Raw genomic sequence first — 13,183 nt, forward strand, 5'->3', positions numbered from 1 at the left:
AGATGGATTGTGCCTTATAGGAACCAACTTCACCCTGTCTACAGATAACTGGATGATGACTGAACCTGCCCGCGTTCAGCGGTAGCCCCGTAAATGGGAGCCGATTTAGGTCTTACCCGAATTGAAGACGTTGTTCTCCAGGCGAGATTGTTGTTTCTATCCAGCTCAGTATGTCATTCGCTCGGACCTCAATCTTGCTCACAATAGTTTAATTCTAGTGATGTAAATTGCCGAATCTGGAAAGAGGATTGAAATGGCAGTTCAAAAGTTCGGGTGACTGTGAAAGTACGGGATCTTTAGAAAATAACAGAGCCGCTGTGATGCCGATCGCGTCCGTATTCTTGCATGAGCGCAGTTTTCGCCGGCGTTCTATCCTCAAAATTTCCGTTTGTTTCCTGCCTGTGTGAAGATTACGACTCCTTGTGATCAAGCCGAACCGTTACTGCTTCGTAATCTTCTATAACCGCTTGTTCTCCGCCAATACTAACCACACCGTCGTCAGTTCGGATATCGATCGCATGTTCCAGGGCAGAGCCGCTTGTGGGTTCCACGATTTGCTGTTGTATTTCCATGACTCTCCCTTCCAGTTGCTCAGTCGAACTGGTGTCATGTGCCGATCTCGCTTCAACGGTGGCGTGCAACTCGTGCCCGTCGTTGGCGTGTAGAGCCGCCTGAGACGTCGTGAGTAGAAAGTTGGTGTAGGTCTCGGGAAGGTTGTCAGCCGGTTTTGTGTATATCTCTTCGGAAAACTTCCAGACATCGCCGAGGAAGGCTCCGAATAACACTGGTTCGAGATAGGACTGCCCGAATGCGACTGCTGCGGACTGTTTCTCCGGGTTCGTTAGGAGATCACGAGGTGCGATCAGACCGAATCTCGAGTCCACGGTAAGTTGGATAGAGATGTCATCCCATCTGATGCGAACCGCGTGGGCGAGTCCGTCTATGCTCAGATCGGCGCCAGCGTCGTTTTGATCAAGTGTGCTCCCGTAGACCACCAGTAACACGAAAGTACCTCTCTCGACCGCATCCTCCAGATTTCCACTCAAACTCGACAGGAGCGACGGAGGTATGGCGATCGTGATAATCTCTTCTGCACTGTCGATAAGCTGTTGCATTCGTTTGATGAACGTCGTACGAGACTTGAGCACTTCGACTGGTCCGATGTCGTTCTCTTCTTGACTGAATCGGCTGTCTATCAGATCGGTGAGGGTATCTACCTCGGAATGCAGAGATTCCTCGACACGCTCTGGTGGCGTCGGACGCAGTATCGTGGGGGTCACAAAATCGTTTATCTCGACTAGATTCTTCTCTTCAAGGCGAACCGCCGTATTGTAAACATGACGCTTAGAGACGCCAGCTTCGTTGGCGACCGTACTAGCGGTCGTCTCTCCCGGGTCTTCTAGGATTGTGAGATACGTATCAACCTCCTTGTCGGTCAGGCCGTACGATTTCAGCATTGCGGAAAGTTCTTCATCGGGCATACATGGACAATCATCGCCAGTTTAGATAAATCCTGCCGTGGCTCATATCGCGGTGTTGTAACGTATTATAATACACTCTCTCAACCGAATAGGCGGAGTGAAAGAGAATATTCCCTAATCATTTTTGGTATTGTGGTGTTCTCAGTTCGGTTGTTTACCTCGAAATTTCCTTTTTCGTACGCGCGAGCGCGAATCAGACAAATCAGTCCTTCCCTTGGGACATGAAATCTGGTTTCAAAAGTATAACTTGTCTGTTCATATCGTTGGTGGATAATCGTGATTGTTGATGTCAAGAGACAGCTCACAGCGAGCAGTCAACAAGTGCAAATGAAGAGGGTTTCTGGGTGGAATGGCTTCGTTGTTCGCTGCTGCGTCCTACTCGTTAAACGTTCCTGCAGAGACCGCTCGACCGGTTAGTCCGGGAGACGATTCGGTAAAGCAAACAGTCACTTCACCCGCGGGCAATGTTAAGTTCACCGTCGATATTTCGAGTGGGACGCCGCACTACAGCGTCTCGTTCGAAGACTCGACGGTCGTCAAATCGTCCCGGTTGGGATTCGAGTTCAAGAACCAACCGAATTTCGGCGTCGGAAGCGATGCGAGCGAAATCACTGTTACGGGAAGTGAGTAAACGGAAGTTGATACGTCATGGGAGCCAGTATGGGACCAGTACGATGAGATCAGCGAACACTACACCGAGCTTCGCCTCAGTCTCGAAGAGACTGGAGACCCGGGACGCTCGGGGACTCTCGAAGTGCGGACGTTCGACGACGGTCTCGGAATCCGGTTCGTCTTCGGCGAATCGTTTGGCGACTTCGTTACCACGTCCGAACGCACAGAGTACAACTTTGCGGGCGATTACACGTCATGGTGGATCCCAAACGACTACAATAATTTCGAGCTCGAGTACGAGCAGACGCCGCTGTCTGAGATCGAGTCGACGCTCGAAGCGGAAATGGGCGGAGCGTTCGACGGCGTCCACACGCCGATGACGATGCGGACGGGCGATGAATGGTACGTCGGCGCGATGACCGACGAAAGTGCTCGCGTCCTCGATATACCCCTTGGATTCCTCGAGGCTACGTCGAACGAACAGGACGATCACAAGAAAGGAAAGTACGTCGCGACGATCTACTCCGACGCGGCGGACGCCGGGCTTGAGACCGACAAGGCGGCGGTCAGAATCGACGAAGTCGTGGTTTCGATAGACGACACGATGGTGGTATCGATGGCGACGAGCGGCGGCCAGGCGCTGCACTTGGAACTGGCCACGAGCGAGCAGGTCGATTCGCTTCCGCGGTACTCCGCACCGAACCAAACGTACTTCGACGTATCCATCGCGAAGAACCCCACGATCGGAGATGCGTTCATAACCGTCGACGGGGAGAACGACGGCTCCGTCATCGGCGGGGAATCGTTCGAGGTATACATCGACGGTGAGAAGTACGCCGATGACCTCGTCCGGATCCCGCCTGGTGGCGGGAACACCGACCTCTCGGTTACGATCGATGAGCTGGGCACGTACGAAGTGTCAGTCGGACCCGCTGGATCTGACCCTCTCATCACTGAAGAGGTGACCGTCGAGACCGATCTCCCTCTAGACGAGCAAATTACCGAGTGGACCGATCCGAAGGGCGACGACCACGGTCCTGGATCGTACACGTATCCGCAGCACGGGTGGTTCAACGAGGATGCGTTCGACATCGACACCTTCGAGATCTGGGAGACCGAGGATCGCTACCAGTTCCTGTTCACGATCCACGGCGACCTGCAGAACCCCCGGGGCTTCTCTGGCGGCTTCTCCATGCAGGTGCCAGAACTCTACCTCAGAGATCCAACTGCCGATGGTGCCCCCGAATCGACGGAAGCCCGGCCGGGTGTGAACGCGACCTTCGAGCAACCGTACCACTACCGCTTCGTGAATATCGAAGGCTCAGTGGACGAGCTAGAGAACAAGGGGGATCCCTCTCGCCTCGAATCCGCCGACGGGACGACGATCACTGAAGACGTGACGGTGCACGCGTCGTCGACTCTGGACGGTATCATGTTCGACGTACCTAAGAATGCTATCGGCGCTGTGAGCAACATGGAGGTAACTCCGCTGATGCTCTCGCAAGACGATTCCGTGGAGACCCGCATCCGCGAAGTAGTCAGCACCGAGACCTGGGAGAGCGGTTGGCAACACGACTGGCAGTTCGGCGGTGGTCGTGACGACGATATGAATCCGAATGTGATCGATATGGTGACACCATCTGGCGTCTCACAGGAAGACGCACTCCCGTACTCCGACATTGAATAGGCTCAGCTTCCATCCATTCCCGTGGATGATAACATCATGGACGGCTGAAGAATCTGCAAACGGGAATCCTTCGCAGAGAGTGAGATAGGGATCGCCAATCTCATTTCCCCCATTGATGCTGACAAAAATATGAAATGCCGCGTATTCCGGCATTGATCGTCGTGTATCGTCCAATACTACTCGGCTATAACTCGTAGACGCGTGCTTCGTACGGACGGAGATTGATTTTACTGTCGGCCGCTTCCCTCACTGAGTAGTTCCCGATAAGAAGTTCTGGCGTGTCAACGCGAATGAGCTCGGGTAGTTCGACCGAGGGTTCGCCGTCGAAGAAGTTGCAGACGACGATCAACTCCTCGTCACCGAGCGTGCGACGGTACGCGAACACTTCTTCGTGATCAGGGAGCAAGAGTTCGTACGCTCCATGGACGAATACGTCGCGTTCCGAGCGCAGGTCGATCAGGCTGCGGTAATAGTGCCAGACCGACATCTCGTCGTCTCGGGCGGCTTCTACGTTCACATCCTCGTAGTTTTCGGTGACCCCAATCCAGGGATCGCCCTCTGTGAACCCGGCGTTCTCCTCGTCGGACCACTGCATCGGCGTCCGCGAGTTATCCCGGCTCCGGTACTCAATGACGGGTCTGAGTTCCTCGTAGGAGTCATACTCGTCCGATTCAAGCGCCATCTCGACGTAGTTCTCTGCTTCGACGTCCTGGATCTCCGAAGGATCCTCAAACGTAGTATTGGTCATGCCGATCTCCTGACCCTGATAAATAAACGGCGTACCCTGAAGGGTAAAGAGAACGGTCGCAAGCATCTTCGCGGATTCGACGCGATACTCCTCGTCGTCACCGAATCGAGAGACGGCGCGGGGCTGGTCATGGTTATTGAAGTACAGGCAGTTCCACCCGTCGTCAGCGAGAGACTCCTGCCAGTCGGTGAGAATTCGTTTGAGCTCAAGTAGGTCGAATTCTTTAATATCCCACTTGCCGCCATCACCGGCATCGACTTCCATGTGCTCGAAGTGGATCAGCATAGATAGCCCTCCACTGTCCTCGCTCACGTAGTTGCGGGCCGTGTTTGCATCGACACCGATCATCTCGCCAACGGTCATCACATCGCGGTCGTCGAGAACGCGTTCACACATTTCATCGAGATAATTCGGTAATTCTGGCCCATCGATGAAGTGCTCCGCACCGGTCAGCCCGCCTTCGGGGTCACCGTCGGGTAATGACTCCGTCTTGGAGATGAGATTGATGACGTCCATCCGGAAGCCGTCGATGCCCTTCTCTAACCACCAGTTCATCATCTCGAACACCTCGTCCCTGACGTCCTCATTACGCCAGTTGATGTCCGGCTGCTTCTTGTCGAACAGATGGAGATAGTACTCGCCGCGCTCGTCGTCGTAGGACCACGCCGAGCCGCCGAAAAGGGACTCCCAGTTGTTCGGTGGATCATCGTCTGGCTCCCCCTCAGCCCAGTAATAGTAATCGTCGTACTTTTCGTGTCCCTTACGGGACTTCACGAACCACTCATGCTCGTCGGACGTGTGGTTGACCACGAGGTCCATGATCAGGCGCATATCACGGTCGTGGAGTTCCTCGAGCAGCCGTTCCCAGTCCTCCATAGTGCCGAACTCGGGGTGGATCGACTGGTAGTCTGCAATGTCGTAGCCGTTGTCGGCCATCGGCGACTCGTAGACCGGGTTGAGCCACACCACGTCGACACCTAAGTCTTCAAGATAGTCGACTTTCTCTATGATTCCGGGGATATCACCGATTCCGTCGCCATTGGTGTCGTTAAAACTTCGAGGGTACACCTGATACACAACCGCTTCTTTCCACCACTGATCATCGTCCATATGAATCTTTCATCCTGATTTCATCACCGGTTGTTCAAAAACCCATCGAATAATTCGGCCCAGATATGGATATCAAAAGCCCGTCGAAAAATCTTCACGGCTTTTTCGTGCGAGATAATTCATAAGTAATTAACCTTGTTCACAGTATTTCTATTTAATTTATTAGATTGGACAGTGAGATAAAATATTCCTGGGGTGTTAATCCCAAACATTTATTAATGGGTGATATAATTCCTCCACCATGTCCGAAAAGGACACTAACTATAGTAGTGATTTGGCTCTGGACCGCCGGATGTTCATGAAAGGTATCGGCGCGACAGGCGTTACGGCCATGCTAGCCGGATGTGGCGGCATGGGCGACGAAGATAACAGGAACAACACTGTGGACGCGGAAGAGGATATTGAGACAAACGAGGAAGCACTGCAAATGATCCAGGAGCTGGCGTGGATCACGAACCAAGAACTCCCGATGTTGCCAGTGACGGAGAAAACGTCGCAGTCGTTCCAGTCGACGGATGGCTGGGACGTTCCGGACACGGACAGCAACGATCTATACTACTACTGGCCCACGGAGTGGGTTCCTCGCTTCGGCAATTGGCGGGCAACCGGCGACGACGACACGCTTAGCGTTACTCAGTGGGACGTCCCCGATGACTGCCAGTACAACCCTTGGAACACTCGTGGCGACGCAGAGCCGCGACGAAACCTCTTCGACCGGTTCATGTCCTTCAACATTGTCACCGGCGAGTACGAGGGGTATGCGGTCTCCGACTGGGAGTACGACGGGCAGACAATCGACCTCACCGTCCGGGATGGTCTGACCTGGCACGACGGCGATGACGTCGTGGCGCAGGATATTGTCAACCAGATCAAGTTGGACATGTATGCCGGTTCGACGCTCGGCGATCTGGTCTCGAATATCCCGACGGACGTCGAAGTCGTCGACGATGCGACGGCGCGAATCACGTTCGAGGGAGAGATCAACGAACGGATCGTCCTCGGTTACCTCCAGCCGACCCGGCTCATCGCCAAGAACAGCGAATACGGCGAGTATGTCGAGCAATTCGACGATGCCGAGAACGAAGACGAGGAGATTGCCGTCCTGAGCGATCTCCAAGAATGGTCCGTCCCGGAACCGATCGGTTCTGGACCGTTTGCGTTTGAGGATGCCGACACCCAGCGGACCCTGCTCGCGAAGTTCGATGATCACCCCGATGCGGACAACATCAACTTCGACTACCTTGAGCACAGGTACATGCCGTCCAACGAACGGCGTTGGAACGCACTCCAGAACGGCGAACTTGACGGCGAAGCGACCCTGTTTATGCCGCAGAACCAAGTGAATCAGCTCCCGGACGACATGCAGGTTGCCCACGTTCCGCGCCACTGGGGGATGGGGCTGATGTTCAACCACGACGACGAGCACATCGGGAAACTCCAAGTTCGACAGGCGATCGCGCACGTCGTCGATCGAGAACTCGTCGCCGGGAACGCAGACTCGGGCACGGGAACGAAGCTCGGCGTCTCCTATCCGAGCGGTATCACGGGCGATTTCAGCAACCGCGTCGAAGAGGAGTGGCTCGATGGCGTCGTCGATCAATTCAACGAGTACGAGACGGATACTGGTCGTGCCGAAGAACTACTACAAGATGCCGGCTATACGAAGGAAGGCGGTACGTGGGTTGACGAGACCGGATCAGAGCTCACGGTGCCCATCAAGGTCCCGCAGGGCTTCTCGGACTGGGTGACCGCCGTCCAAACTGTCGTCGACCAACTCGATGAGTTCGGTATCGCAGCCGAAACACTCACGCGAGACGACGGCACCTACTGGGGGCAGGACGTCCCGGAAAGTGACTTTGTCATCGCGACCGAAGGATGGGCGAACTACGACCAGACGTACCCCTACTACCACTTCGACCACCTCTACGGCGGCGGTGACGGCAGTGTGCAGGATAACGCGAACTTCCCGGATGAGTTCGACGTCGAGGTACTCCACGACGATGTTCGAGATAGCTCGACCGTCGATCCAACCACAATCATCGAATCGCTCGCAAAGGTCACCAGCGAATAACGATCCTCGACCGAAACTGACTACACCATGGTTTATACTGTTATACAGGTTAAACACAAACGGACTGCGGCCTCTGGTGTGACCTAACTGACGTTCACATGAACTACGTAATAAAACGAACCGGCCAGGCGATATTCACAATCTTCGCCACCATCTCGGTATCGTTCGGGCTGATTCGCCTGCTGCCCGGCGGACCGACGGATTATCTCCGAGCACAGATGCTTCAGCGTGGTGAGGATATGACCGCCCAACAGATTAATCGTCGGATCGAAGCGCAGACCAACATTGCCGTTGATGAGCCGCTACACATACAGTACATAGACTACATGACGAGTATCCTGACGGGTGACTTCGGGACTTCACACTGGCAAAACGAGCCTGTGACCGAAGTGCTCGGGAGTGCTGTCCCGTGGACTATCTTCATCATGTCCGTCTCGTTGTTCCTCGCGTTTGCCATCGGGATTAGCCTCGGGGCATTCATGGCGTACCGAGAGGGCAGTCGGTTTGACGTGGCGTCAACCGGCGTGGCACTGGTGTTGAATTCGACGCCAGGGTACGTCGTCGGACTGCTCGCGCTTGTGTTCCTAGGATACCGTACCGGAATCTTCCCGACAGGAGGTCATCACGCCTCGGGGCTAGAGCCCGGACTGAACGCCAAGTTCCTACTCAGCGCAGCCTACCATGGCGCCTTGCCGATCCTCTCGATGACAGTCGTCGCGTTCGGTGGTTGGGCGCTCGACATGCGCGGGAACAGCATTCGCGTTCTCGGTGCCGACTATCTGCACGTCGCTCGGCTCAGGGGGCTCCCCGAGCGGCGGATCGCGCTGCGATACGTGGCGCGGAACGCGATCTTGCCAATGTACACTGGTCTCATGATCGCAATCGGGACGATGTTCGGCGGCGCCATCATCATCGAAGAGATCTTCGCCTACCCTGGCGTTGGCTTCTATCTCATCAGTTCGATCCACCAGCGTGACTATCCCGTAATGATGGGCGCGTTCATTCTGATCACAGTCGCTGTTGTGATCGGGATCTACATCGCCGACATGACATACGGAAAACTCGATCCGCGGGCCAAACGAGGTGAATCGCGTGAGTCCTACTGAGGCAAATAGGTCAGACTTCGAGACCGTCTCCGACAGTCAAATCTCGCGCAGTGAACGGTACAGACAACTAGTTGACGAGCTGTTACTCGCACCCGCCCGCATCGTGTGGAACGATTGGCGCGCGCGCATCGCCATCACGATCATCTCCGTGTTCGTCTTCATGGGTACCGTCGGGATCCGCCTCGTCAAAGAGCCCCGGACGAACCAAGGCGATCGGCTCGTAGGTGCATTCCAGACGCTCGAACATCCCCTTGGGACAACACCGCTGGGAGTAGATATCATGTCCCAGATCATCTACGCTACCGTCCCGATGCTGAAGATGATCACCGCAGGTGCGGTCTTCTCGGTGGTCGTAGCGACGACTGTCGGAACCATATCGGGTTACAAGGGCGGTACCATCGACCGTGCATTGATGGCGCTGACCGACGTTATGCTGACGATCCCAGGACTCCCGCTAGTGATCGTCCTCGCCGGCGTGATGGATATCAGCGGAAACCCGTACTTGATCGGGGTCTTGCTGTCTATCAACGCTTGGGCCGGGCTAGCGCGGGCACTCCGATCGCAGGTCTTGACGTTACGAGATGCCGACTACGTCGAGGCCGCCCGACTCATGGGCATCCCGACTTCGAAAATACTGACCGTCGATATCATCCCGAACCTGATGCCGTACATCACGATGAACTTCGTCAAACAGGCCCGGGCGGTGATATTTGGATCCGTCGGTCTGTATTACCTTGGCATTCTGCCGTACAGCACGGTTAACTGGGGCGTCATGATGAACAACGCGGTCAAGCAAGCGGGTGCGACGTCCTCGCCAGCCGCGTTCCATTGGTTGGCGATGCCGATGTTGGCCATCATCCTGCTGTCGATGGGGCTGACACTGTTCGCCCAATCGGCCGACCGGCTGTTCAATCCCCGCGTACGGGCGCGTCACGCAAAGTCGATTAGTGGAGATAACGACACGACCAGCGAGGTGAAGTCCTGATGGAAAACACAGTACAACAATCAGCCCAAAACCAGGCCAATACGGTCGACAACGACAGAGACGTAATTCTCTCTCTAGAAAACGCGACGGTCGAGTTCGACATGGACAGGGGCACGTCTCGTGTGCTCGACTCCGTCGACTTCGACGTGTACCGCGAGGAGATCGTCGGTATCGTCGGCGAAAGCGGCAGTGGGAAGTCAATGCTCGCGAACGCGATGCTCGACGCGGTCGAAGAACCAGGTCGGGTCACCGGCAGCGTGAGGTACTTCCCCGAAGGCGAGGATCCGAAGGACGTCCTTGAACTGTCGGACACAGAACTCCGGAAGTTCCGCTGGGAAGAGATCTCAATGGTGTTCCAAGGGGCCTCTCGCTCGTTCAACCCGACGATGTCGATTCGCGGGCATTTTGAGGAGACGCTCAAAGCCCACGATGAAGATCTGGAGGACGGTATGGAGCGGACCCGAGAACTGCTTTCGGACCTCTACCTTGATCCAGAGCGCGTGCTGGACTCCTACCCGCATGAACTGTCCGGCGGGATGTCTCAGCGGGCGCTGATCGCGCTGAGTCTCGTGTTAGAGCCCGAAGTACTCGTGATGGACGAACCGACTGCAGCGCTCGATCTCCTGATGCAACGCTCCATCCTCAGTTTGCTGTCCGACCTTCAGGAGAAATACGAGTTGACCGTCGTGTTCATCACCCACGACTTGCCCTTAGTGGCGGGACTAGCTGATCGCCTAGCCGTGATGTACGCGTTCGATCTCCGAGAAGTGGGTCCTACGGAGAGCATCGTCCGGAACCCGTCTCACCCCTACACTCGTGCGCTGTTGAAGGCAGTTCCCAACCTCGATGCGCCACTCGACACGATGGAACCGATCGAGGGCTCTGCTCCCGATCCGGTAGCTACGCAGGACGGATGTACGTATGCGCCTCGGTGCCCGCTGGCCGACGATACGTGTCGAGAGTCGCCACCCGAGTTCCACCAGGTTGACGGTAACAGCGAGCATGCGGTTACCTGTTACTACTGGGATCAAGCCGACGAGGCAGTCGAACTTGACCTCGATGTCGCGGATCCGGAGGTGTCCAGATGACCGATACGCCGGTGGTCACACTCGACGATGTCGAGGTCCACTTTGAGCAGGAGCAGGGGTTCGTCGAAGGCTTGTTCAACGATCCTGAGGCGGTACGTGCCGTCGATGGGGTGTCTCTAGAAATCCCTGAGAACGACGTTGTTGCGCTTGTCGGCGAGTCTGGCTGTGGTAAGACGACTCTCGGGAAGGCTGCTATCGGTGCGCGCCGCCCCACTGGTGGAAGTGTCCGCTACCGTGGACAAGATATCTGGGCCGCAAGAGACGGTGATGGCGAAATTCCGTACGAGGAGATTCGCCGTTCGCTGCAGATGATTCATCAGGATCCGGGCGGGTCGCTCAACCCGAACCGAACAGTAATGAAGAGCTTGACGACACCGTTAGCACGTTGGCAGCCCGAAATGTCGAGCGAGGATCGCAGAGCGCGGGTGCTGCGTATGCTCGAACGTGTTGGGATGAGCCCGCCGCAGGACTATGCTCACCGTTACCCGCACCAGCTCAGCGGTGGCGAGCAACAACGTGTCGCACTCGTCCGTGCGCTGCTCATGAATCCGGATTTGATCCTCGCAGACGAGGCGGTTTCCGCACTTGATGTCTCTCTTCGGGTCGAGACGATGGATCTCCTGCTCGAACTGCAAGAGGAGTTCGGGACCTCGTTCCTGTTTATCAGCCATGACCTATCGAATGCCCGATATCTTGCTGAGAACGCTGACGGCCGTCTGGGAGTGATGTATCTGGGCGAGCTCGTCGAAATCGGGCCTGCCGAGGAGGTTCTCAAGAATCCCAAACACCCGTACACGAAGGTGCTCAAGTGGGCGACTGCCGACCTCGCAACGAGTCTCGGGGAAGTTGAGGAGCCGCCGGTTAGAGATATAGACATCCCTGACCCCGTGAACCCGCCCTCTGGTTGCCGGTTCCACCCTCGTTGTCCAGAGGCGAGAAGCGTATGTGCGGAAAAGTCGCCAGATTTGGCCGATCAATCGTCGACCAGCCGTGGTCACTGCGCACAGTGTTTCCGCGATGACCCGGACCACGAGTACTGGTCCAGCGAACCTCTCGAAGGCACACAATCGAAAAATATTGAAGGCAGTTGAGCTACATCTACTACAAAAACCATGGATGAGAAAGTAATCAAATCACAACTCTCGGTGTTCGGATTCTCTGAGAAGGAGATCAACACCTATCTAGCGTTGCTTCCTCTGGGCGAAGCTAAAACGAGTGTGATTGCTGACGAGGCGGAAGTCTCCCAGCGATACGTCTATCAGACCGCCGAAACGCTCGAAGAACGCGGATTAGTTACAGTAAAAGATCACGCAAAACCAACAACGATCGCTGCGGTCGATCCTGAGCAGGCGATAGAAGGATTAGTGGGTCATCTTCGATCGATCCAGACGGATTTAGAGGAGCGATTCTCGGAAGACAGAAAACAATCTGCGTCGTTCGAGGTCCTTAAGAGTCGGTCAACCGTCCTCAAGAAGATCCGCAGAATCCTGGCAAGTGCCGAGAAGGAAGCCTTCATCACGATGCCGAACTACATCGTCACCAAGATCGAGTCTGATATCGCCGCTGCGGTCGATCGGGGGGCTAGCGTATGGCTCTTAGAAGGAGCGATTGTCCCGCAGGACCCTGGAGAAGCGGAACGGCGGTTTGACGGCCTGGCTCACGTCGTTCGACAGGTCGAGCCAGACATCCCATTTGTTGTCACTTCGGATTCAGGAGCAGGCATCGTCGGCCAGCGTACTCAACTAAAGGATGATCAGAACGATCTCCAGTCAGTTATGGTCTCTCAAACGGACCTCGTCGGTAGTCTTTTTGGATCGTTCCAGGGAGGGTACTGGTCAGCAGGCGAAGAAGTATTCGCCTCAATCCCGAAGACACCGCCCGCAACTTTCACCACGATGCGACCGGCGGTTACGGTCGCGGCTCTTTGCCAGCAAAAGCGGCGACCGCTTCGAGTGGAAGCTAACGGTACCAATCCAGAAACGGACGAACCACTGTCGGTAGAGGGCCGTGTGATCGACGTACGACAACGTCTGGTCGAACCGTTCAACAACTCGTTCCCCCTCGAAAATACGATTACAGTCGAGACAGACGACGAACGGGTCAATATTGGTGGCGAGGGGGCCTTTATGGAGGACATCAGCGCTGAAGAAATAACACTACTCCCCATAGAATGACTTCTCTCTGGCGCATTCTTTTCACTCTCAATGCCGTGTTACTCGCCCTTGTCGGTCTCAGTTGGCCGTTCATCGAGACGGGATCAGCTGCAGAGACTATCACACTCGTCAGTCTCGGGTT

The 13,183-nt window shown here is 55.6% G+C and carries 9 protein-coding genes and 1 pseudogene; 8 read left to right on the forward strand and 2 right to left on the reverse strand.

The window, feature by feature from the left end:
• Positions 1-410: 410 nt before the first annotated feature.
• Positions 411-1,481 carry a TrmB family transcriptional regulator gene (locus FEJ81_RS22310; protein WP_138247391.1) on the reverse strand — a complete coding sequence of 357 codons (1,071 nt, stop codon included), beginning with the start codon at positions 1,479-1,481 and terminating at the stop codon, positions 411-413.
• A 349-nt stretch (positions 1,482-1,830) separates the two neighbouring features.
• Here FEJ81_RS22310 and FEJ81_RS24035 point away from each other — a divergent pair.
• Positions 1,831-2,682 (forward strand): annotated as a pseudogene (locus FEJ81_RS24035) (glycoside hydrolase family 97 N-terminal domain-containing protein); the annotation flags it as partial.
• A gap of 27 nt (positions 2,683-2,709) precedes the next feature.
• Positions 2,710-3,780 (forward strand): glucodextranase DOMON-like domain-containing protein, encoded by a 1,071-nt coding sequence (locus tag FEJ81_RS22320; RefSeq protein ID WP_229504859.1) that lies wholly within the window; start codon positions 2,710-2,712, stop codon positions 3,778-3,780.
• Between the two features lie 184 nt (positions 3,781-3,964).
• On the opposite strand, the gene FEJ81_RS22325 is transcribed toward FEJ81_RS22320, so the two are convergent.
• Entirely contained in the window at positions 3,965-5,638 is a 1,674-nt protein-coding gene (locus FEJ81_RS22325) for a glycoside hydrolase family 13 protein (RefSeq protein WP_138247394.1), read from the reverse strand.
• 241 nt (positions 5,639-5,879) lie between these two features.
• On the opposite strand from FEJ81_RS22325, the gene FEJ81_RS22330 reads away from it, so the two are divergent.
• The 6 genes from FEJ81_RS22330 (at position 5,880) to FEJ81_RS22355 (ending at position 13,062) form a co-directional block, all read left to right on the forward strand.
• Entirely contained in the window at positions 5,880-7,709 is a 1,830-nt protein-coding gene (locus FEJ81_RS22330; protein ID WP_229504834.1) for an ABC transporter substrate-binding protein, read from the forward strand.
• A 98-nt stretch (positions 7,710-7,807) separates the two neighbouring features.
• A complete protein-coding gene (locus FEJ81_RS22335; protein ID WP_138247395.1) occupies positions 7,808-8,815 on the forward strand; it encodes an ABC transporter permease in 1,008 nt (335 codons plus the stop codon).
• The gene (locus FEJ81_RS22340) at positions 8,802-9,800 is read left to right on the forward strand and encodes an ABC transporter permease (protein ID WP_229504835.1); all 999 of its coding nucleotides are present in this window, start codon (positions 8,802-8,804) and stop codon (positions 9,798-9,800) included. The genes FEJ81_RS22335 and FEJ81_RS22340 overlap by 14 nt, the downstream gene beginning before the upstream one ends.
• Positions 9,800-10,888, forward strand: coding sequence for an ABC transporter ATP-binding protein (locus tag FEJ81_RS22345; RefSeq protein WP_138247397.1), 1,089 nt, complete (start codon positions 9,800-9,802; stop codon positions 10,886-10,888). Before FEJ81_RS22340 ends, FEJ81_RS22345 begins: the two co-directional genes overlap by 1 nt.
• Positions 10,885-11,979: an ABC transporter ATP-binding protein gene (locus FEJ81_RS22350; protein WP_138247398.1), complete on the forward strand. Its 1,095-nt coding sequence runs from the start codon at positions 10,885-10,887 to the stop codon at positions 11,977-11,979. The genes FEJ81_RS22345 and FEJ81_RS22350 overlap by 4 nt, the downstream gene beginning before the upstream one ends.
• A 21-nt stretch (positions 11,980-12,000) precedes the next feature.
• Positions 12,001-13,062, forward strand: a complete 1,062-nt coding sequence (locus tag FEJ81_RS22355; RefSeq protein WP_138247399.1) for a TrmB family transcriptional regulator — start codon at positions 12,001-12,003, stop codon at positions 13,060-13,062.
• Positions 13,063-13,183 lie beyond the last annotated feature (121 nt).

The sequence above is a fragment of the Natrinema versiforme genome, from assembly GCF_005576615.1.
GTDB classification, from domain to species: Archaea; Halobacteriota; Halobacteria; order Halobacteriales; family Natrialbaceae; genus Natrinema; species Natrinema versiforme_A.

Excerpts from the sequence above, each read along its gene's own strand:
- FEJ81_RS22310 (WP_138247391.1), bottom strand. The coding sequence starts at position 1,481 with ATGCCCGATGAAGAACTTTCCGCAATGCTGAAATCGTACGGCCTGACC.
- FEJ81_RS22320 (WP_229504859.1), top strand. The coding sequence starts at position 2,710 with ATGGCGACGAGCGGCGGCCAGGCGCTGCACTTGGAACTGGCCACGAGC.
- FEJ81_RS22335 (WP_138247395.1), top strand. The coding sequence starts at position 7,808 with ATGAACTACGTAATAAAACGAACCGGCCAGGCGATATTCACAATCTTC.
- FEJ81_RS22350 (WP_138247398.1), top strand. The coding sequence starts at position 10,885 with ATGACCGATACGCCGGTGGTCACACTCGACGATGTCGAGGTCCACTTT.
- FEJ81_RS22330 (WP_229504834.1), top strand. The coding sequence starts at position 5,880 with ATGTCCGAAAAGGACACTAACTATAGTAGTGATTTGGCTCTGGACCGC.
- FEJ81_RS22345 (WP_138247397.1), top strand. The coding sequence starts at position 9,800 with ATGGAAAACACAGTACAACAATCAGCCCAAAACCAGGCCAATACGGTC.
- FEJ81_RS22325 (WP_138247394.1), bottom strand. The coding sequence starts at position 5,638 with ATGGACGATGATCAGTGGTGGAAAGAAGCGGTTGTGTATCAGGTGTAC.
- FEJ81_RS22355 (WP_138247399.1), top strand. The coding sequence starts at position 12,001 with ATGGATGAGAAAGTAATCAAATCACAACTCTCGGTGTTCGGATTCTCT.